The sequence below is a fragment of the Ruegeria haliotis genome, from assembly GCF_013377785.1.
In the GTDB taxonomy this organism is placed as follows: Bacteria; Pseudomonadota; Alphaproteobacteria; order Rhodobacterales; family Rhodobacteraceae; genus Ruegeria; species Ruegeria haliotis.
Genome location: NZ_JABXWT010000004.1, coordinates 31,769 through 53,596 on the forward strand (window position 1 = coordinate 31,769; position 21,828 = coordinate 53,596).

Consider the following 21,828-nt stretch of genomic DNA (forward strand, 5'->3'; position numbering starts at 1 on the left):
TTCTGAGGGCAGAAATGGCTAAGTAAGTCTCTGACATACTTCGGGGAGTGCAAAATTGGCCAAAGCCAAAAACATCCTGTTCATCATGTTCGACCAGCTGCGCTGGGATTATCTGAGCTGTTACGGTCATCAGCACCTGCACACGCCGAATATCGACCGCTTGGCGGCCAAGGGCGTGCGGTTCAATCGCGCCTATATCCAATCTCCGATCTGCGGTAGCTCACGCATGTCCACCTATACTGGACGCTATGTGCATTCTCATGGGGCGTCCTGGAATGGTATCCCGCTGAAAGTCGGCGAGATGACGATGGGCGATCACTTGCGCAAGGCAGGAATGGACTGCTGGCTTGTCGGCAAAACACATATGCGCGCGGATGCCGAGGGGATGGCCCGGCTGGGATTGGAACCAGACAGTCTGATCGGTGCCCGGGTGGCAGAATGTGGGTTCGATGTTTTCGAGCGTGATGACGGCATGCTGCCCGAAGGGCCGGACGGGTATTATGACTCGGACGGCGCAAAGGAATACAACACGTTTCTTAAATCCAAAGGTTATGAGAGCGACAATCCCTGGCACGACTTCGCCAACTCGGGGCTGGACGAGGACGGCAACGTTCTGTCGGGCTGGTTCCTGAAAAACTCGACCGAGGCCGCAAATATCGCCGAGGAAGACAGCGAAACGCCCTACCTGACCGGTCGTGGCATGGAGTTCATGAAAACCCACGACGGCCCGTGGTGCTGTCATCTGAGCTTTATTAAACCGCACTGGCCCTACATTGTGTCGGAACCCTATGCGTCGATGTATGGGCCCGAGCATGTCTTGCCGGTGGTGCGATCGGACTCTGAACGCCAAAACGCGCACCCCGTGCTCAAGGCGTTCATGGATACGAAAATCGGGCAAACATTCTCGCGGCAGGATGTGCGAGAGGCGGTGATCCCGGCCTATATGGGTCTGATCAAACAGGCGGATGATCAGATGGGGAGGCTATTCGACTGGATGGAACAGACCGGGCGGATGGCGGATACGATGATCGTGCTGACCTCGGACCATGGCGACTTTTTGGGCGACCATTGGATGGGTGAAAAGACTTTCTTCCAGGATGCTTCGACCAAAATGCCGTTGATCATCTACGATCCCTCGCCTGAGGCAGACGCGACGCGTGGAGTGGTCAGTGATGCGTTGGTCGAGTCCATTGATCTGGCGCCCACTTTTGTCGATGTTGCCGGAGGTGAGTTTGCGGGTCACATTCTTGAAGGCCACTCCCTGCGACCCATACTGCATGGAAAGGCAGACGAGACCTCGCGCAACGTTGTGCTTTGCGAATACGATTATTCAGCCTCACCGATTGCAGACATGCTGAATGCCTCGGTCCGCGATGCTGTGATGTTCATGGTGGCCAATAAAAAGTGGAAGCTGATCCATTGCGAGGGCGGATATCGCCCGCTTCTGTTTGATCTGGAAAACGACCCGAATGAGCTGACCGATCTCGGTGACAGCGCCGATCATGGCGATGTGATTGCCGAAATGTATGATCACCTGTTTGCCTGGACCCGCCGGACGTCGCAGCGGACCACCCGGTCCGAGCAGCAATTGATCGAGATGCGGACAAAGAGCCGGGGCAGGGGGGTTGTTGTCGGGGTGTACGACGAAAACGATGCTCCGCTCGATCTGACGGTTAAATATCGCAGTCGAAAGGCACAGCCTTACAAAAGCTATCTGAAAGACTAGCCGCGTCGGGTTTTCCATTGCACGTAACGGGCCATACCGCGCTCCATCAAGTTTGGCGGTTTGCTGTCGTTCAACGTCAAGGCACCACCACCCGCGCGGTACATTTCGGCAAAAACGTCCAACACTTTGGATTTTACCATCCCACGCAAGGGGACATGAGCCATCATGCCATAGGTTGCAGCACCTCCGGTCTTGGCCAGTTCCGGATGTGCGCGCGCCGTTGCAACAGCTTGCGCCAGATCGGCCAGGTATTCGTCAGCCACATGAAGATGTTTGGCGGTGACCATGCAGTGAATGCCGTCGGGGTTTTGCACCCTGTTGATGCTCCACCCCGCCTGCTCCAATTGATCCGCCACCGCGTAGATGTTTAGTTTAGGGTCGGTGGAACCATAGGCCAGCAACGGCCCCTGTGGATGGCCCAAAACACGCAGACCGTCGATAGCAGCGATGCCTGTCTTTAGCTTGTCGACCGCGTCACATGTATCGCGCGCCAATCGGCAATAGCCTTCAACGCCCAACTTTTGCATCACCGCCCAAGCGGCGGCGTAGGCGCCGCCGGGGCGTGTCCCAAGCAGGGCGGGTGATGCAAAGACACCGCCGGGCCAATCTTGGCAGACGAACATCTGATGCTTTAACAACTCCAGATTTCGGTACAGAATCGTCGAGGCTCCTTTGGCGGCATAGCCGTATTTGTGCAGATCTGCCGAGATTGACGTGACACCCGGAATACGGAAATCCCAATCAGGCAGGTCAACGCCGTTGCGTTCCATAAACGGCAGGATCATGCCACCAACGCAGGCGTCGATGTGCAAAGAGATACCCTTGGATTGCGCAATCGCCCCCATTTCGGCAATCGGATCGATGGTGCCATGTGGGTATTCCGGCGCGGATCCAAGGATCATCACCGTGCCGGCGTTGATCATGCGCTTCAGTCTGGAGATGTCGGTTGCATACTCCGCCGTCATTGGCAAAATACGCGCTTTGACCCCGAAATACTCGGCTGCCTTGAACCAGGCGACATGGGCGGTTTTAGGCAGGATCATGTTGGGCCGGGTCACTTTGCGTTGTTTGCGCGCCATGTCCCTATACGTCTTGACCGCCATCAGGCAGCTTTCGGTGCCGCCCGCCGTGACCACGCCGCAGGTGTCCGGGCCACCATGAAGCAACCCGGCCATTGTCGAGATAATCTCGCTCTCCATTCTTTTCAGGCTTTGAAACGTCGCCGGGTTCAACCCGTTGGCCGAAGAAAACGCGCTGTAGGCTTTGGCAATGAAAGCGTCGTGTGCATCATCCAGATGATAGACGAGGCTCCAGGTTCGTCCGTCGCGATAATTTGGATCGTTGTCGGCAAAGGATTTGAGTTGCCCCAATATGTCATCTTCGGCCCGACCCATCTCTGGAAGCTTCTGGTGTTCCATATTCTATCCTTTCCCGGCCAGCAGCAAAGCCAGTGAAATACCCAGATAATTCCCTATGGCAAAACCCAGAATGCCGGTGGCCATACCAGACATCAATATTGCCGGATTGCGCAGGCTGCGGGAGACCATTGGGACAAATGCGGGCGACATGACCGCTGCCACTGAGGTGATCAGGAATGTGTCACGGTCAATACCCGCCAACCGGGCAAGAACGGCGTGCAGGGCGAAGCTGCCAAATGTCGCGATCAGCACAAAGAACAGTACGGACAGATCCACCGCCTGCAGTTGGGCCAAATCCATCGAAGCTGCGACGCTGAACGAAAAAACATACAACAGATACATGCCCATATGCGGCGCAGCCACATTCCGGTGCAAAGAAGGTGTCAAAGATCCCAGAATGCCGAATGTGGTCAGCAGAACAACAACCATGATCTGCGGCTCGGCAATCGGCAAAATTGGGGCTAGCACCAATGACGCGCCAACGCAAAGGGCCGATCCTGTGACAGCAATCAGACCCTGAATGACCCAGTTTTGTTTGCTCGGTGCAGCTTTGTTGGATTCTTCTGCCTGATCCTCAAGCGATCCGGTGAAGGGTGACAGGAAGCGGCCCATGACGACCGGGGCAAGCGTCAGAACAAACAGCAGATACCCGGCGCCGACAACCGTGTCCACGGTCGCGAACAGCAGATACCGACCTTCGGGGATGTCGAGCGCCAGTTTGATTGCCCCCATATTGGCCAGACCGCCCGTATACATGCCCACAGCCATGCCTGACAATTGCTCGGCTTGGTCGGTGCCGCCGGCGTGGAACAGGAAATATAGCGCCGTCGCGACCACAGCCACCGCTACTATAGCAAGTGCCATGGACAGGATTGCGGATCCGGCGATATGACCCCAGGACCGTAAATCCACTGCAAACAACAGCAGCGGTAAGGCAAGGCCGAGGCTGACCTCGATGATTGTGTCACGCACCGGCTGAAGGCTGGCGGGCTGTAAGCCGGACAACCCCAGCAACAACCCGGCCATGTAGCAAAGAACAATTGGCCCCAGCCGTGCTGCAATGTCTGACCGGTGCGTCAGCAAGATGAGCGCTGCTGGGACCAGCAGATAGATCAGCGCGAAACCTATGGCGTCTGGTTGCATGAAACATCTCTCCCCTCGGCAAGACTAGGCAGCGGTAGTGGGGTCCGGCAAGCCGGTGTGACGTAAGGTTCGCGACGAAATTATGTAAAGAATTCCCGAAATCCCGTTGGCAGCGGGCCTGCATCCGTTTGTTTAAGGTTTCGATTAAATCTGCGTCAATCTCAGCAAAGACGGTTCACCCTCCGGCAGCCAGACGATAGAAGATGACGCAAGAGCAGTAACCGGAGATATTTGATGCCCACCCCCAAACCCGTTGTCCTGTGTATTCTTGATGGGTGGGGTTTGTCCGAAGACACGCAGGCCAATGCGCCGTATCTTGCGAACACACCCACCTTTGATGCGATCATGGCCAGCGGACCGCATGCAACACTGATCACCCATGGCCCGGACGTGGGGCTGCCCAGCGGGCAGATGGGCAACTCTGAGGTTGGGCACACCAATATCGGTGCGGGCCGTGTTGTGGCGATGGATTTGGGTCAGATAGATCTGGCCATTGAGGATGGATCATTCTTCGAAAACAAAGCTCTGCAAACATTCATCGCGGATGTGAAATCCTCGGGCGGCACCGCCCATTTGATGGGGCTGATCTCGAGCGGTGGCGTGCATGGGCATCTGGATCACATCGTCGCCGCAGCGAAAGCCATCACAGATGCCGGAGTTCCCGTAGCGCTGCATGCTATGACCGACGGGCGTGACGTGGCGCCGAAATCCGCATTCACCTATATTGCCGAGCTTGAGGGGCGACTGCCCAAGGGCGCGCGCATTGTCACTGTCACCGGGCGCTATTTCGCTATGGACCGTGACAATCGATGGGAACGTGTCGGCGAGGCTTATGACGCGATGATCAACGGGCAAGGTCGGACGGCAAGCAACGCACATGCCGCCGTGGATCACGCCTATAATCAATCCGAGACTGACGAGTTCGTCACGCCGACAGTGTTGGATGGATTTGAGGGCGTCAAAGATGGTGATGGGTTCTTCTGTCTGAATTTCCGCGCCGACCGCGCCCGCGAGATTCTGCGCGCCATTGCTGAGCCGGGGTTCACTGACTTTGAAACCGGTCCGCGCCCAAAGCTGTCGGCGTTGCTGGGCATGGTCGAGTATTCGGATGGCCATAATGCGTATATGACGACCGTTTTCCCCAAACGCGCCATTGCGAATACGCTAGGCGAATGGGTTGCCAAACAGGGCCTGCGTCAGTTCCGGTTGGCCGAGACTGAGAAATACCCACATGTGACTTTTTTTCTCAACGGTGGCAAAGAAACCCCCGAGGTAGGCGAAGACCGCTTCATGCCGAAATCACCCAAAGTGGCGACCTACGACTTGCAGCCCGAAATGTCTTCGGCTCAAGTGACCGCAAAATTTGTTCAAGCCATCGAGGAAGAATATGACCTGATCATCACCAACTATGCCAACCCGGACATGGTGGGGCATACCGGAGATCTGCTAGCGGCGATCAAGGCCTGTGAGGCTGTCGATCAAGGGCTGGCCCAGGTTGTTGCGGCCTTGGAGAAGGTCGGTGGAGCCATGATCATTACTGCCGATCATGGCAACTGCGAGATGATGGTGGACCCGGAAACCGGTGGGCCGCACACCGCGCATACGCTCAACCCGGTGCCGGTTGCTTTGGTCAGGGGGCCTGAGGGCGCACAACTGCGCACAGGGCGTCTGTCGGACCTGGCGCCAACGTTGCTGGATCTGATGGACCTGCCGAAACCACCGGAGATGACCGGGGAAAGCCTGCTGTCATGAAACTGCTTTCGGCCTTTGCGGCATCTCTGCTCTGGGCCATTCCGGCGCAAGGTCAAACCGACCCCTCGCAGGCGGCTCTTGAGGCCGCGGCGATGTTGGAGCAGGCCTCGATTGCACTGACCGAAGCTGACAGCGCCCGCGACCGGGTGCGCGCGCTGACCGGGACGATACAGGCCTATGAGGCCGGTCTTGCGGCCATGCGCGAAGGACTACGAAAGGCCGCCACGCGTGAGGCGCAGCTAACCGCTGAATTGCGCGCGCGTGAAAAGGACGTGGCCCAATTGCTGGGCGTGCTGCAAACGATTGAAACGACTGCACCACCCGTTCTGATGCTGCACCCATCGGGGCCGCTGGGGGCCGCGCGCACTGGCATGATGCTCTCGGAGGTCACGCCGGGATTGAACGCGAAGGCGGAGGCCTTGGCGAAGGATCTGCAAGAGGTGCAGACTTTGCGTATTTTACAGCAAAATGCCGCCGACACCCTGACGCAAGGACTGAGTGGTGTGCAAGACGCCCGCACACGGCTTAGTGAAGCTATCGCCGACCGAACGGATTTGCCGCGCCGGTTTGTCGAAGACCCGGTGCGTACGGCAATCCTTATTTCCTCGACCGAAACGCTGGACGGGTTCGCAAGTGGTCTCGCCGAAATCTCGGAGGGCGAAATTGCTGAAACCGATGCCAGTATTTCGGACAGGAAGGGCGATATTTCGCTGCCTGTTCAGGGCATCCTGCTACATCGCGCGGGTGAGACCGACGCGGCGGGGGTCACCCGTCCCGGTCTGGTTCTTGGCACCCGCCCACGTGCGCTGGTCGCCTCGCCAACCGCTGCCACGATACGCTATCGCGGGCCTTTGCTGGATTTGGGGAATCTGGTGATCCTCGAACCTCAACCCGGGCTGTTGTTCGTTTTTTCCGGCCTGCAAGAAGTCTATGGTGAGCCCGGACAAGTGATCCCCGAGGGCACACCCGTGGGCCTGATGCCGGGTGAAACACCGGAAATCGGCGCAATTTTGTCAACAACAAGTGATGGCACTGGAACTGACCGGTCAGAAACGCTCTATATAGAGGTAAGACAGGATAACAGCCCCGTGGACCCGGAATCATGGTTTCGGACCGACAAGGATGGATAAACGAGTATGAAGAAATTTGTGATGGCCGGTTTGGCCGGAACCGTGGCAGGCATAATTGCAACCACTCAGATCGCAGGTCCCCTGCTGGCGCAGGAGGCCGAGAACAAGGCCAGTGTCTATCAACAGCTTGACCTGTTCGGTGATATCTTTGAGCGCATTCGCGCCCAGTATGTCGAAGAGGTCGAGCCTGAAGAGCTGATCGAAGCCGCGATTGACGGCATGCTGACCTCGCTGGATCCGCATTCCAGCTATCTGTCGCCGGATGACGCGGAACAGATGCGCGTGCAGACGCGTGGCGAATTTGGCGGTCTTGGGATCGAAGTCACGCAGGAAGAGGGCTTTGTCAAAGTCGTTTCTCCGATCGACGATACGCCCGCAGATGAAGCCGGGATCGAAGCGGGTGATTTCATCACCCATGTGGACGGGGAAAGCATTCTGGGCCTGACCCTGGACAAGGCGGTCGATCTGATGCGCGGCCCGGTGGGGTCCGAGATCGTCATTACCGTGGTGCGTGAAGGCGAGTCGGAACCGTTCGATGTGCCGATAATTCGTGACACGATCACGCTGACCGCTGTCCGTGCCCGCACCGAGGGCACCAGTGTTGTGCTGCGCGTAACCACGTTTAACGACCAGACATTCCCCAACCTGCAGGAAGGTTTGGAAGAACAGATCGCCGAAGCTGGCGGCATCGAGAAGGTCAACGGCGTTGTGCTGGATCTTCGCAACAACCCCGGCGGCCTGCTGACGCAAGCCATCAAGGTGTCCGATGCCTTCCTGGACGAAGGTGAAATCGTTTCAACTCGTGGTCGTGACCCGGAAGTAGGTGAGCGGTTCAATGCGACCCTCGGCGATTTGGCCGAAGGCAAGCCGATTGTTGTTCTGATCAATGGTGGGTCGGCCTCGGCTTCGGAGATTGTGGCGGGTGCGCTGCAGGATCATCGCCGCGCCATCGTTGTTGGCACCAAGAGCTTTGGCAAAGGCTCGGTCCAGACGGTGATGCCGCTGCGCGGTGACGGTGCGATGCGCCTGACCACGTCGCGTTACTACACACCGTCAGGAAGGTCGATTCAGGCGCTTGGAGTCAGCCCTGATATCATCGTTGAACAGCCGCGCCCGGCACCTGAGCCTGAGGAAGAGGAAACCAACGCCCGCACCCGGTCCGAGGCAGATTTGCGGGGCAGCCTGAACAATGACAGTCTCAGCGAGGATGAAATCCGCCAGATCGAAGAAGATCGCGCCAAAGCCGAGGCAACCGCCGAACTGCGCGAAGAGGATTACCAACTGGCCTACGCCATCGACATCCTCAAAGGTCTGTCGGCCTTTAACCCGAACGGGCCGTCCCAGTAAGTCTGACTGAGAATGGGCCGCGGATGACGCGGCCCTTTTTCGTCTAGCTACCAGTGTCAGCTTTCTACTTTGTGCAGTTTGTCCTCATCCAGCATAAGGGCCAGAACGACCCCGACGGATACGGAAATAGTCGAAAAGACAAACGCCATGCTCATGCCGCTGTCAAAGGCCGAGGCAATGGCATCTTTAACCTTCTCGATTTCGTCGGGGCTTAGCTTTTTCATCACCATGCGGGCAGAGGTGGTGTCGAGCGTTCCGCCGTTCAACACCTTCTGATCCGCCTTTGACATGTCAATGCCGGCTGCGGCCAGACGGTGACCCAGATTGGACAGGCTGGCTACATACATGATTGCTGTGGCGCAGGCGACAGAAATTGCCCCATAGACCAGATGAGTCATGAAGCTCAGGCCGCCCACCAGCCCTGCGCGTTCAGGTTTGACGGCGCAGACTGCGGCTGTGCCGGATGGTCCCACTGTCAGTGTCGCGCCTAACCCGATCATCGCCATACCGGGTAGTATCTGGAAATATCCCAATCCGGTGGGCAAAACGACGATGCTGGCCGACCCTATCGTGGCAATCAGATACCCCCAAAGCAGCAACCGTTTGGGACCAAAATCATTGTAAAGCGTGCCGGACACGATCGAACCCACGGCCAGCAAAACCGTCAGCGGCGCTAGCCCCAGCGCCGATTCAAACGTCGACCAGCCCAGAACCTTTTGCATGTATTGTGGGAAGTATAGCAAAGCAACGAAGGCTGCGGATACGTTGAACATGTTGAGGCCGAGGGTAATCCGAAACTCTCGATTCTGCATCATCTGGGGCAGCAAAAGCGGCTCTCTTACCCGCTTTTCTACTTTTGGGAACAACGTGAACAGGACCGCGCTGACAAAGAACAGCAGCAATAACGGAACCGACGTCCATCCCCAATCCGCCCCCATGTCCAGCCCGTATAGCAACAGCAAGACGGCAAAGGACAAGATAGCCATACCCGCGAAATCAATATGCTCTCCCTTTTTGTGCTCGGTCTCACGCTCCATCAGAAGCAACGCCGTGGCCATCGAGATGCAGGAAAACACCACGTTGGCCAGAAAAAAGTACCGCCATTCGCCAAAACTCACAGCAAGTCCGCTGATCATCGGGCCGAACACATTACCGCTGGTAACACCGGCCAGGATCAAGCCCATCACCAGGGCGCGATGTTCCGGTTTGGAAACTTTCGTTGCCCCAAATGCCAGAGTGCAGGGCCAGATACATCCCGCCCCAATGCCCTGCAACGCACGGGCACCGATCAGAAAATCAAGGTTGGGTGCGACGAAGCACAGGATCGAGGAAAACAGAAAGATCGACAGGCCGATGATCATGATCTTCCGATGCCCGTACATGTCGCCGAGGCGTCCACCGGCAACCATGGTCATGGCAAAAAACAGGGCATAGATATTCAACACCCATTGCGTGCTGGTGATATCGGCGTCGAATGAGTTTTCGATAGCCGGAACCAACATCAGAGCGCCGGTAAAGTCGATACCGATGCCAAAACCCGTCACCATCAAGGCGATGACTTTTATGATACTGCTGCGGTCCATTGCGGCGCCCGAGTTGTTCCGGATGCCTTATTGATGCATGGAAAACAATGAAAAGATAGGAGAACCAGCCGCTGCGGCCTACTCGCCGTCGTGACAGATTCGGCGAAACGCTCGCTTCAACATGTCCAGTTCTGCTCGCAGCAACTCGACTTCGACCCTAAGATCATCTGCGGCAGGCGCACCGGCAATCACCGTGAAATCGGCAAGCTTGCGGGTTGTGGTCACGTCGACGATGACAAAGCAATGTACCCCTTCGGACAGAGCGGTGACGGGGATCGGAACACGCAAATCCCAACCGTCTTCGGCAGGCGAAAGCTCTATCCCATCCAAGGTCTCTCCCAGATAGCGTGCCTCAAGCTTTGGTTCGGCTTCAGCTTGGACATGCCCTTGCCAGATGCCGTTTTCGAACCGGATGGGTGTCAAGGTTGGTTGCGTCATGTCTGGGCGTCTCACAAATCGGCTCGGTGGTGGCGGCAAAAGGTCAGGTCGCGCAGAACGATACGGTTCATCCGCGGGCTATCGTAAATCAGGTCCAGCCAGATCTTTTCGATGCGCCGTTCATTCAGGGGAAGATGTGCCAGATCGAAATCCACAACATTTGATGAGGCTGACAGATCCATCTTGCGTAACACCTGTTCGGTGTTGGGCCCGTGTTGGATATTGAGGCGGGCGAAAACGTCTGTCGCCCGTTCGCTGTCGATCAGGGCATCTATGCGCATCAGATGTTGCCGTGTCAGATCCTGCGCGGCCTCATTGGGTAATTCGATTGAAAGCGACAAGAAAGAGCCTTCAAAACTGAACACTTCCAGTGCCAGACTGAAGGGCGCGAGATCGCCTTCTTTCCTGTTTCGGATTTGCCGGACAGCAATTTCCGATTGGGGGCAATCGTGAAACAGCGTCACCTGCTGGTCAATTGTTGCCTTGCGCGATGCCGAGGCGATGCCGGGTCGCGCCAATGGTCCCCGCCATAAATCCGGTCGCCAGCTCCAGTCCGTGCCGACGGGCTTTGGAAACTGTGCCGATCCGATCTGAGGTCTGGCCAGGCGACCATCGGCGACATGCACCAAACGATCCAGATGCATGCGCAGACTGCGCGCCTGATCGCGTTGCAGGCGCAGTTGTGACTGCGGCGCATCCGCTGCCTGTTGCGCGGCTTTGCCCCAGCGTCCCAGTACCTTGCGGTGAATAAAGCGGTCAAGAATCCTGCCCATGGCCCCATCGTCCAAAGTTGACCCTCTTTAGTCAAAGACTGAGTGCGGGACAAACCCGGAATGAAACAATGGTCGATTCGTGTTCCCCAAATGTGAATCGCTTGGGTTGGACGCGCACAAGAGCCTGTGTCCATTCTTGCAATACGCCGGGTCAGTGCTTACCGTCTGTCACTTGACAAAAGTGGGTCATCCCCAGAACCGCCGCGTATCAACTTCATTAAAGACAAGGCCCCGGTATGGAACCCACTCTGTTCGCGTTCATCTGGAAACACTCGAAGAAACAGCAGCTTGTTCTGTTGTTTCTGACGGTATTGTCGTTTCCGTTTCTCTATGCCTCGCTGGAATTACCCAAACAGATCATCAACGACGCTATCGGTGCGCCCGGCGATACTGTGACGATCTGGGGCTTTACGGTGACGCAGGTGCAGTACTTGTTGATCCTTTGTTTTGCTTTTTTGGCGACAGTGATCGCCAGCGGGCTGATGAAAATGCGGATCAATACGATGAAGGGCATTTTGGCAGAACGCATGCTGCGTCGCCTGCGATTCACGCTGATTCATCGCGCCATGCGGTTTCCGAAGGCTTATTTTGCGACCACCAGCCAGGGTGAACTGGTGTCGATGATCACCTCCGAGGCCGAGCCGATGGGCGGGTTGATGGGCGATGCCATCGCGCAGCCGGTTTTTCAGTTCGGTCAGATGATGACTATCGTTACTTTTCTGTTCATGCAGAGCGTGTGGTTTGGCCTTGCCAGTATCGCGCTGATCCCCTTGCAGGCCTGGCTGATCCCGAAGCTACAACGCCAGATCAATCTGTTGAACAAAGAACGCATTCAAGAGGTTCGGCACCTAAGCTCGGAAATCGGGGAAAGCGCCGCGGGGATCAGCGACCTGCGCACCAATGGCGGTTGGCGGTATCGGTTGGCCCAGTTCAGCCATCGTTTGGGCACCTTGTTCGAGATCCGGTTCAAGATCTACAACAAGAAATTCTTTATGAAGTTCCTCAACAATCTGATCACTCAGATGACGCCGTTCCTGTTCTACTCGGTCGGCGGCTATCTGGCGATCACAGGTGAGGTAACGGTGGGTGCTCTGGTGGCGGCGCTTGGGGCGTACAAGGATCTGAGCGGTCCGTGGAAGGATCTGCTGACCTATTACAACCAGGTGCAGGACATGTCGTTGCGCTGGGAAATCGTGACGGAACGCTTCGCGCCCAAAAACATGATCCCTGAGCGTCTTTTCGAAGGTGAGCCCGACACGATCCCGCATCTGTCCGGTGATATCGAGCTTCGCAATGTCACAGTGCGCGACAATGATGGCAAAACCATTCTGGAAGATCTCGATCTGACTATTCCTGCAGGCGCACGCGTGGCAATCCAATCGACCCATGCCTCGGAACGTAATGCCTTGGGTCAGCTGCTGACACGAGAGCTGCTGCCGGTTCAGGGCGATGTGGTTATGGGCGGGCATAATTTGCGGGATCTGCATCAGTCCGTGATCGCGGCGCGGATCGGGTATGCCTACTCGCGGCCCTATCTGTTTGACGGGACGCTGGGTGACAACCTGATGATGCCGCTGCGCACCCGGCCACAACACGAAGCTGACGCCACCAAGGCCCCGTCCCGCAGGCAGATCGAAGCTGTCCGCGCGGGCAATCCGCCGGATTCGCTGTCGGACGAATGGATCAATCCGGGGTTGGCTGGATTGGATGATATCGACGATATCCGCGATTGGTGGTTTCAATTGGTCGAGGCGATGGGCATCGACGAGTTCATGTTCCGCCGAACATTGCGCACTCAGTTCGACCCTCAATTGCATCCCGTTCTGGCGCAAGAGATCATCAACCTGCGTGAGACTGTCGCCGAACGGCTGCGTGAAAAAGATCTGGATCGATATGTCTATCGGTTCGATCCGGACCGTTTTAACCCGGCTGTACCGTTGGGCGGCAACTTGCTGTTTGCTTCGCCGTCACGAGATATCTCTCCGGACATTCTAGCCGGTGACGGGCGCTTCTTGTCGATGCTTGGCGCGCATGACCTGGCGGACGACGCCATGAGCATCTCGAACGCTGTTCTGGAAACGCTGAACCAGACGTTTGGCCGGGACGGCACCGACCACCCTCTGTTTTTGCGGCTGGGCATGTCCAAGGATATGTATCATCGGTTGCTGGATATCGAAGACAGTCGCAAGGCCAAGGGCGAAGCCTCGTTGAGCGTTGAAGAACGTTCCTTACTATTGACAGTGCCGTTCCTGTTGACGGCGGAACAGATCGGACCCGATTTCCCTGACGAGTACAAAGACAAGATCCTGACGATCCGAAAGGGGCAGGCCGACCGGTTACGCAATGCGATGAACGGCATGTTTATCCCCGTGTCACCCGATATCTACATCCCGCGCCTGTCGGTCATGGAAAACGCGCTCTATGGGCGGGTTTCACTGATGGCCGGGGCGCATATGGAAGAGATCGAAGATGTTGTGGCCGCGGCAATGAACGAGGCCGGCTTGCGCCGCAGGGCGGCTGCAATCATTTATGATTTGCCGTCGGGTCTGGGTGGAAACAACCTGCCAACGGTGTTTCAGGAACGTGCCGCGTTTTCACGCGCCGGGATTAAGCGCCCAGATGTTTTGATCCTGGACAAAGCTCTGGCCAGTCACGACTCGGAAAGCCGGTTGCGCACGCGGTTGAAACTGCGAGAGCTGCTGCCCGATTCGATCATGATCTTCATGGAGGATCATTTTGCCCATCCCGAAGCATACGATCTGTTTGTCGAGATCAAGGATGGCCGTATCGATGGTGTCTCGAGAACTTCGATTGTTCATGAAGAGGGGGCTTCGGCTGATCTGAGCCGAAAGCTTGAGGTGATCTCTGCGACAGAATTGTTTTCGGGTATCGATGCCCGGAACCAGCGTTTGCTGGCGTTCTCGGCCCAATGGTACGATGTCGCCGCAGGGCAGGTGATCTTCGCTCGGGGCCAGATGCCGGACGCCGCGTATCTGTGCATCTCAGGGCAGGCCCAACTGGACTTGTCGGACGAAGATGGCCGCAAGAGGCCAATTTCCATCATCGAACCGGGGCGCCTGATTGGGGATCTGTCCATCATAACGGGTGAAGCGAGGCAACTGGATCTGGTGGCGATCAACGATTGCTCCTTCCTGCGGATCGGGGCCGAGGAATTACGGGCCGTGATCGAAAGCGATGCTTCGGTAGCTGTACAACTGTTGCAGACGGTGGCCGGGTATCTGACGACCCTGTCCCACAGAATCAATGCGGCCCGAGAGCCGGGCGACGTGTTCCCAGAGGTTTCAGCCGCGGTTCAAGTCGAGGGTGTGGATGACAATGCCTGAAAACGCACCCATTGCGTATTCAGCGCACGAACAGTTGGTCAGGACAGCGCGCGCCAGACCCGAACTTTGGCGCCTGTTGGTTGGCCTGGTCCTGATCGGACTTTTTATCACGGCGCTGAACCTGGTTTTCATCGCTGTGGTTGCAGGGTTGGGTCCGAATGACTGGGCCGTGGAGTTTCTGCAAGGTGCATCCCCTCTGGCCATGCTTGTCTTGCTGTCCAGTTTTGGGTTCGTAACTCTTGGGGTTGCCGTCGTCGCACGGCAATTACACAATCGGTCTCTGAGCTCGATTTTGGGCCCCTACAGCCAAGGTTTGCGTCAATTCTGGCAGGTTTTTCGGGCGCTGCTGATCCTGGGTGTGCTGGTCGCAGCGTTACCGCCCTATGACATGGGTGCGCCGCTGACGCAGAACATGGCTCTGTCGACCTGGCTGTTCCTGTTGCCATTCTCTGCCGCTGCGGTGCTGATTCAGATCAGCTCCGAAGAGGTGTTGTTTCGCGGGTATATCCAGCAGTCTCTGGCAGCAAGGTTCCGGTCGCCGGTCATCTGGATGGGGTTGCCGTCTGTTCTGTTTGCGGCTGGCCACTATGCACCTGCCGCAGCCGGGGATAATGCGCTGTTGATCGCCGCGTGGTCTTGCCTTTTCGGTCTGCTCGCCTCGGACCTCACGGCAAGGGCTGGAACATTGGGGCCGGCTATTGCGCTGCATTTCTTCAACAATGTCATTGCGCTGTTGCTCATCTCTCTGCCCGGCAACCTCAGCGGGCTTGCGCTGTTTCTTCTGCCCATTGATATGGCGGATACCGAAATGTTGCGGCCCTGGCTGTATGTGGATTTCGCAGTGATGCTTGTCTGCTGGCTGACCGCGCGCCTTGCTATCAGGCGCTGATTGCAATTCCTGCCGTAGCGTCTTATTTGACGTCAACGCCGCATCAGCAAGGTTCCGATATGAACTGGATCACAAACTACGTCCGCCCCCGGATCAACTCGATCTTTTCGCGCCGCGAAGTGCCGGAAAATCTTTGGCACAAGTGCACCGGATGCGGAACGATGCTGTTTCACCGCGAGTTGGCGGAAAATCAGAATGTGTGCACCCAATGCGATCATCACATGGCCATCACGCCACGTGACCGTTTCAACCATCTGTTTGATGGCGGCATCTTTACCGAGGTGAATGTTCCCGCCCCCAAGGACGACCCACTGCAATTCCGCGATCAGAAAAAGTATCCCGATCGCATGAAAGCAGCGCAGAAGAAAACGGGTGAGAAAGAGGCGATGCTGGTCGCTGCAGGCGAGATTGGCCGGACGCCGATCGTCGCGGCGGCGCAGGATTTCTCGTTCATGGGCGGATCGATGGGCATGTATGTCGGCAATGCCATCATCGCGGCGGCCCAAGAAGCGGTCAAGCTGAAGCGGCCGCTGATCCTGTTCTCGGCTGCGGGCGGCGCGCGCATGCAGGAAGGTATCCTAAGCCTGATGCAGATGCCCCGGACCACCGTTGCGGTCGAGATGCTGAAAGAGGCGAACCTGCCCTATATCGTCGTCCTGACCCACCCGACCACGGGCGGCGTTACGGCCTCATATGCGATGCTGGGGGATGTGCACATTTCCGAACCCAACGCATTGATCTGTTTTGCCGGGCCCCGGGTTATTGAACAGACAATCCGCGAAAAACTGCCCGAAGGGTTCCAGCGCGCCGAATACCTGTTGGATCATGGCATGCTGGATCGCGTCATCAATCGCACCAAGATGCGGGATGAGCTGATTACCATCACACGCATGCTGATGGATCTGCCGCCAGCGGTCAAAGGCGATCTGCCAGCGCCTGAACCCGAGGCACCCGCCGAAGACGCTCCAGCTGAGGACGCAGGTCAGGAATGACCGCGCCGACATCCGACCTTATCCTTGACCGGATGATGGCACTGCATCCCAAGATTATCGACCTGACACTGGATCGGGTCTGGCGCCTGCTGGCCGCTTTGGACAATCCGCAGGACAAGCTGCCGCCCGTGATCCATATCGCCGGAACCAACGGTAAAGGTTCGACGCAGGCGATGATCCGGGCCGGGCTTGAGGGCGCAGGACTGACCGCGCATGCCTATACCTCACCACATCTGGCGCGGTTTCACGAGCGTATCCGTTTGGCTGGAGAGTTGATTTCCGAGCCCGATCTGAGTGGTGTTCTTGACGAATGCTATGCCGCCAATAATGGCGAGAACATCACATATTTCGAGATCACGACTTGTGCCGCCTTGCTGGCCTTTGCTCGGTCAAAAGCGGATTACACTCTGCTCGAGGTTGGATTGGGCGGGCGTCTTGACGCCACCAACGTCATCGACAAACCCGCGCTGACGGTCATTACGCCGATCTCGATCGATCACGAACAGTTTCTCGGCGATACGCTTGCAAAGATTGCAGCGGAAAAGGCCGGCATCATCAAGCGGGGCGTTCCCTGCGTTGTCGGCCCTCAACCGGATGAGGCGATGGACGTTATTGAACGCACTGCCGCGCGCCTGGGTGCGCCGCTAATCGCGTATGGCCAACAGTGGCATGTGCACGAGGAAAATGGCCGTCTGATCTATCAGGACGAAACCGGCCTGCGGGATTTATCGCTTCCGAATTTGCTGGGCGCGCATCAGATCCAGAATGCTGGTGCTGCGCTTGCCGTTCTGCGCTATCTACAACTGGGCGATGCCGCTTATGAGGCTGCTGTAACCGGCGCCGAATGGCCCGCCCGCATGCAGCGCCTTAAAACCGGGCCGCTTGTGCAATCGGCACCACAGGCAGAACTCTGGCTGGACGGTGGCCACAATGCTGCTGCGGGGCTCGCTCTGGCTGATGTTCTGGCCAAGCTTCCCCAACGTCCGACCCATATGATCTGCGGTATGCTGAACACAAAGGACGTTACTGGCTATCTGGCCCCGCTGGCCAAGCAGGCCCAAAGCCTGACCGCTGTCTCGATACCGGGCGAGGCAAACACACTCAGTGCCGAAGAGACGGCTGTTGCCGCTGCCAAAGTTGGTCTGCCAACATCGACGGCTGCCAGTGTGGATGAAGCCCTGAGGGATATTGTTGAAAAAGACCCGCAGGCTCGCGTTCTGATTTGCGGTTCTCTCTATCTGGCTGGCAACATTCTACGCGAAAACGGATAGGACCGGTTTCGGCCTCGACCCTCATTCAAGAATGTAATTGACTGGCTCAAGCCGATCGGGTGCGGGGCGACCAAGCGCGTTGCACACTGATATTTCCATGGTTCGGCATAGGGCTGACAAGGGAATGCCCGCGGCCTTGTCGCGGAACGGGTGCTCCAGCTCATGCGTCACCTGCGCGAGACCAAAAAAGACATAAGCCGCCACGGCTGCCACCAGCGGCTCAAACCAGCCAGCGCTGTCCAACAGGGCAAAAGGCAACAACAGGCAATACAGGTAGGTCGTGCGCCAAACCAACAAGGAATAGACAAAGGGCAGGGGCGTTGTCAGCAATCGTTCATTGCCTGCTTGAGCCGCCGGGAAACACGCCAATCGTTCCGCCAGCGCCTTCTGCCCAAACCCGTCGATCTTGCGCGCTTCAGACATCTTGCGCAATCGACCGGAAATGGCCCGCAGCGCCGCATTCGGGGCGTTCACATCCGCAATAAGGGGCTCTGCCGCGTCTGTGCCGACCCAATGCGTGACATCATTCCGGACATCGTCTCTGCGCAATTGACCCCGGTGTAGATGATGAAAGGCCAGAATATGGGTCAGGATGAATTCTTCGTCTTCATGGCTATTCGCGAAAATCCGCAGCTCTTGCGCGAAACTGCGGACATCCGCGACCATTTTGCCCCAGATCTTACGCGCCTCCCACCACCGGTCGTAGGCCGCGTTGTTGCGGAAACCCAGAAATAGAGACAAAGACAGGCCGAATACCCCCATCACTCCGATTGAGATGCGCGGCACCCAGCTGACCATTTGATCCAGCAGCAGAACGATCAGGGCCCACATTGCTGCGCCGATGATATTGGGCAGAATTTGTGGCACGATCGAACCGTTCAGGATCAGAAAGATCTCCCACCTGCTGGGAGTGTCCCGAAGAATCATTCCTGACCCCAATTCTGATCCTGCATTTCCCGTAGGCGCGAGGCTGTGCGTTCAAACTCGAACGTACCTTCGCCTTCGACATACAGCATCTCGGGCTCTGCGGCCGCAGAGCAGATCAAACGCACCTTGGCCTCATATAGAGCATCAATCAGGGTAACGAATCGCTTAGCTTCGTTGAAGTTGTTGCGCGACAGGAGCGGAACGTCCTCGAGCACGAGAACCTTCACTTCTTCAGCAATGGCCAGATAATCGGCAGGCCCCAGCATTCGGCCACACAAATCATAGAACGAGGCCCGCGCCACGCCGTTTCGAAACGCTGGAAGCTCGACAGCACGCCCGTTGACCTGCAGCACCAACGGATCGGCGGGGCCACCGGCCAGGTCATTCCACACTGCGCGAATGCTCTGCCGCGCCTCCGGACCGATCGGAGAGAAATACACTGGCTCACCCTTCAGCCGGTTCTGGCGGTAATCCGTGGGTGAGACCAGTTCCCAAACCTGCAATTGCTCCTTGATATGGGCGATGAAAGGCAGGAACAGCTGTCGGTTCAGCCCATCCTTGTACAAGTCATCCGGATGACGGTTCGATGTTGTGATTACCACCACACCGCCGTCATGCAACAAATCGAACAGGCGACCGACGATCATCGCGTCCGTGATGTCCGTGATCTGCATCTCGTCAAAGGCCAGCAGCCGAACGGAATTCACAACTTCTTTCGCCACCGGCGCCAGTGCATCCTCGACACCGTCCTTTCGGGCCTTGTGCATGCCTGCGTGGATCTCCTGCATGAAGGCGTGGAAATGGACGCGGCGTGCCGGAATGTCGCCCAACGTATCTACGAACATATCCATCAGCATGGATTTGCCACGTCCGACACCACCCCACAGATAAAGACCTTTGGGCGGTGGCGGTGCTTTGCGAAAGAAACCCCGCTTTACCGGCTCAGCCAGGGCGGTTCGAATGCGCTCGAAATGTGGAAGAACAGCGTCTTGCGCGTCGTCCCGGGTCAAGGTGCCCTCGGCGATGCGGGCCTCGTATAGCGAAATCAGATCCGTCATAAGCCCGAGCCATACCTTCCGGCTTGCGCCTTGAAAAGAAACCATTTTGAACGGCGCATCAATTTTGCTTATCCGTGGCCGCAAATCTGCTGATTTGACCCTGGATTCAAACCTCTTAATGTTATGCAATTGAACCTCCGAGGCCCCTATGCCCCAATCTGTCCGTTTGCTGAATCCAATTCTGATCGTTGGATGCATCATCATCACGGTGAATTTCGCCGTGAGGGCCTCGTTCGGCGTGTTTCAGATCCCGGTCGCTGACGAATTCGGCTGGATGCGCACTGATTTCTCACTGGCTATCGCGATCCAGAACCTCGCATGGGGCATTGGACAGCCGATTTTCGCCGCCATTGCCGAAAAGGTAGGTGACCGCCGCGCAATCGTTCTGGGGGCGCTGACCTATGCCGCTGGTATGGTTTTGTCGGCATGGTCCGTCACGCCGTTCGAGCATCAGATGTATGCGTGGCTGGTCGGGTTTGGTATCGCGGGAACCGGGTTTGGTGTTGTTCTGGCCGTAGTGGCCCGCGCGTCCTCCGACGAAAACAGATCCATGTCTCTGGCCATCGTCACCGCAGCCGGTAGCTTTGGTCAGGTTCTTGGTGCGCCGATTGCTGAATGGCTGCTGAGTTTTCTGCCCTGGCAACACGTCTTTATCGTCTTCGCAATTGCGATTCTGGCGCTGATATTGACGCTGCCATTCATGCGCGCCCCGCAACCCATCAGCAGGGTCGAGCTGGAAGAAAGCATGGGTCAGATCCTTGGGAAAGCACTCCGCGATCCCTCTTATGCGCTAATTTTTCTGGGATTTTTCAGCTGCGGCTATCAGCTTGGTTTTATCACAGCCCATTTCCCGGCCTTCGTGACCGAGATGTGTGGGCCAATCCAGCCTGGCGGAGTCTTGCATTCCATCGGCATCACGACAACATCCGCCCTTGGCGCCGTGTCCATTTCACTGATCGGCTTCGCCAATATTGGTGGTACCCTTCTCGCCGGGTGGGCGGGCAATCACTTTCCCAAGAAGTACCTGCTGGCCACTATCTACACGTTCCGAACGCTTGCGGCGGCGGCGTTTATCATTTTTCCGATTACACCGCTCTCGGTGATCGCTTTCTCGTTGGTGATGGGGTCGCTCTGGCTGGCGACTGTACCGCTGACCTCGGGGCTGGTCGCGCATCTCTACGGTCTGCGGTACATGGGAACACTCTACGGCATTATCTTCTTCAGCCATCAGATCGGCAGTTTTCTGGGTATCTGGTTGGGTGGCCGCCTGTATGACCAATACGGAGACTACACTGCGGTATGGTGGATCGGCGTTGCCATCGGAGCTTTCAGTGCCATTGTCCACCTGCCGATCCGCGAGAACCGCAGCGCGACGCCAGCCGCAGCCTGATCTACGTGGCCTCGTCTGGGGACAGCAACCCCTCGGTCACCAGCCGGTCCGCCCAACCTTGAGGCCCCTGGAAGTGATGCGTTTGCCATCCGCGCGCGCGTGCGGTCTCGATGTTGTCGATCCGATCATCGGCGAACAGCAAGGCGTGGGGTGGCACGCCGCAGTCGGCTTCGACCATCTCGTAGATAGGTACATGAGGTTTGACGGTTTTCATTCGACCCGAGACATATTGCCGGTCGAATTCGTTGAGGAACGGATAGACTGTGGTTGCATAGTCAAAATTCTGCACCCCGAAATTGGTCAGCGCAAAGACTGGGATGCCCTTGGCCCGCAATGCCTGCTGCAGGCGCACTGAGTGTGGAATCGCAGGCGCGGCAAGCTCGATCCAATTGTCGTGCCACATCCGAACTTCGTCCCGCCATTGAGGATATTTTTCAGCCCAGTGATAGATCGTGTCGGTGAAATGGTGCCCTTGATCGACCAGATCGTTCATGCCATGCAGGTCAACCTCGGCAAACATGGCGCGGCGGCGCTGTTCGCCGATCACGCGGTCATAATAGCGTTCGGGTTGCCATTCGATCAGAACGTTGCCGATATCGAAAACAACGGCTTCTACAGACATATGACGATCCTGTTGTTGGGTTCGT

The 21,828-nt window shown here is 57.1% G+C and carries 17 protein-coding genes; 9 read left to right on the forward strand and 8 right to left on the reverse strand.

From position 1 onward, the window contains the following. Window positions 1-55 precede the first annotated feature (55 nt). Window positions 56-1,726, forward strand: coding sequence for a sulfatase-like hydrolase/transferase (locus tag HW561_RS10715; RefSeq protein ID WP_176864535.1), 1,671 nt, complete (start codon window positions 56-58; stop codon window positions 1,724-1,726). On the opposite strand, the gene HW561_RS10720 is transcribed toward HW561_RS10715, so the two are convergent. Together HW561_RS10720 and HW561_RS10725 are read right to left on the reverse strand one after the other, a co-directional pair. Next, window positions 1,723-3,144 (reverse strand): pyridoxal phosphate-dependent decarboxylase family protein, encoded by a 1,422-nt coding sequence (locus tag HW561_RS10720; protein ID WP_176864537.1) that lies wholly within the window; start codon window positions 3,142-3,144, stop codon window positions 1,723-1,725. The genes HW561_RS10715 and HW561_RS10720 overlap by 4 nt on opposite strands. 3 nt (window positions 3,145-3,147) lie before the next feature. After that, window positions 3,148-4,287 carry a DUF819 family protein gene (locus HW561_RS10725; protein WP_176864540.1) on the reverse strand — a complete coding sequence of 380 codons (1,140 nt, stop codon included), beginning with the start codon at window positions 4,285-4,287 and terminating at the stop codon, window positions 3,148-3,150. Window positions 4,288-4,521: 234 nt separating this feature from the next. Here HW561_RS10725 and gpmI point away from each other — a divergent pair, with 234 nt between their 5' ends. Genes gpmI through HW561_RS10740 form a run of 3 tightly spaced genes read left to right on the forward strand, consistent with a single transcriptional unit; the run spans window position 4,522 to window position 8,516 of the window. After that, window positions 4,522-6,039 (forward strand): 2,3-bisphosphoglycerate-independent phosphoglycerate mutase, encoded by a 1,518-nt coding sequence (gpmI, locus tag HW561_RS10730; protein WP_176864543.1) that lies wholly within the window; start codon window positions 4,522-4,524, stop codon window positions 6,037-6,039. Next, window positions 6,036-7,169: a murein hydrolase activator EnvC family protein gene (locus tag HW561_RS10735; protein WP_176864546.1), complete on the forward strand. Its 1,134-nt coding sequence runs from the start codon at window positions 6,036-6,038 to the stop codon at window positions 7,167-7,169. The genes gpmI and HW561_RS10735 overlap by 4 nt, the downstream gene beginning before the upstream one ends. Window positions 7,170-7,175: 6 nt before the next feature. Continuing rightward, the gene (locus tag HW561_RS10740) at window positions 7,176-8,516 is read left to right on the forward strand and encodes a S41 family peptidase (protein WP_176864550.1); all 1,341 of its coding nucleotides are present in this window, start codon (window positions 7,176-7,178) and stop codon (window positions 8,514-8,516) included. 56 nt (window positions 8,517-8,572) lie between these two features. Here the strand turns inward: HW561_RS10740 and HW561_RS10745 are convergent, their stop codons facing one another. The 3 genes from HW561_RS10745 to HW561_RS10755 form a co-directional block, all read right to left on the reverse strand. Beyond that, window positions 8,573-10,099, reverse strand: a complete 1,527-nt coding sequence (locus HW561_RS10745; RefSeq protein WP_176864552.1) for an MFS transporter — start codon at window positions 10,097-10,099, stop codon at window positions 8,573-8,575. Window positions 10,100-10,177: 78 nt separating this feature from the next. Next, complete coding sequence (locus HW561_RS10750; protein ID WP_176864555.1) at window positions 10,178-10,537, reverse strand: hypothetical protein; 360 nt, start codon at window positions 10,535-10,537, stop codon at window positions 10,178-10,180. A gap of 11 nt (window positions 10,538-10,548) precedes the next feature. Continuing rightward, a complete protein-coding gene (locus tag HW561_RS10755; RefSeq protein WP_176864558.1) occupies window positions 10,549-11,310 on the reverse strand; it encodes a DUF6478 family protein in 762 nt (253 codons plus the stop codon). A gap of 236 nt (window positions 11,311-11,546) precedes the next feature. Here HW561_RS10755 and HW561_RS10760 point away from each other — a divergent pair, with 236 nt between their 5' ends. The 4 genes from HW561_RS10760 to HW561_RS10775 are packed head-to-tail and all read left to right on the forward strand — an operon-like array spanning window position 11,547 to window position 17,806. Beyond that, a complete protein-coding gene (locus tag HW561_RS10760; protein ID WP_176864560.1) occupies window positions 11,547-14,654 on the forward strand; it encodes an ABC transporter transmembrane domain-containing protein in 3,108 nt (1,035 codons plus the stop codon). Next, a complete protein-coding gene (locus HW561_RS10765) occupies window positions 14,641-15,543 on the forward strand; it encodes a CPBP family intramembrane glutamic endopeptidase (RefSeq protein ID WP_176864562.1) in 903 nt (300 codons plus the stop codon). The genes HW561_RS10760 and HW561_RS10765 overlap by 14 nt, the downstream gene beginning before the upstream one ends. Window positions 15,544-15,602: 59 nt before the next feature. Next, window positions 15,603-16,535: an acetyl-CoA carboxylase, carboxyltransferase subunit beta gene (gene accD, locus HW561_RS10770; RefSeq protein WP_176864564.1), complete on the forward strand. Its 933-nt coding sequence runs from the start codon at window positions 15,603-15,605 to the stop codon at window positions 16,533-16,535. Next, complete coding sequence (locus tag HW561_RS10775) at window positions 16,532-17,806, forward strand: bifunctional folylpolyglutamate synthase/dihydrofolate synthase (RefSeq protein WP_176864566.1); 1,275 nt, start codon at window positions 16,532-16,534, stop codon at window positions 17,804-17,806. Before accD ends, HW561_RS10775 begins: the two co-directional genes overlap by 4 nt. Before the next feature lie 21 nt (window positions 17,807-17,827). Here HW561_RS10775 and HW561_RS10780 read toward each other — a convergent pair whose 3' ends face one another. Together HW561_RS10780 and zapE are read right to left on the reverse strand one after the other, a co-directional pair. Beyond that, on the reverse strand, window positions 17,828-18,733 hold the full coding sequence (locus tag HW561_RS10780) for a bestrophin family protein (protein WP_176864568.1): 906 nt from the start codon (window positions 18,731-18,733) through the stop codon (window positions 17,828-17,830). Next, a complete protein-coding gene (gene zapE, locus HW561_RS10785) occupies window positions 18,730-19,791 on the reverse strand; it encodes a cell division protein ZapE (RefSeq protein WP_176864570.1) in 1,062 nt (353 codons plus the stop codon). Before zapE ends, HW561_RS10780 begins: the two co-directional genes overlap by 4 nt. Before the next feature lie 148 nt (window positions 19,792-19,939). Between zapE and HW561_RS10790 the strand changes: the two genes are divergently transcribed. After that, on the forward strand, window positions 19,940-21,181 hold the full coding sequence (locus tag HW561_RS10790) for an MFS transporter (RefSeq protein ID WP_176864572.1): 1,242 nt from the start codon (window positions 19,940-19,942) through the stop codon (window positions 21,179-21,181). A 1-nt stretch (window position 21,182) separates the two neighbouring features. Here HW561_RS10790 and HW561_RS10795 read toward each other — a convergent pair whose 3' ends face one another. After that, window positions 21,183-21,803 (reverse strand): HAD family hydrolase, encoded by a 621-nt coding sequence (locus HW561_RS10795; protein WP_176864574.1) that lies wholly within the window; start codon window positions 21,801-21,803, stop codon window positions 21,183-21,185. Between the last annotated feature and the right edge of the window lie 25 nt (window positions 21,804-21,828).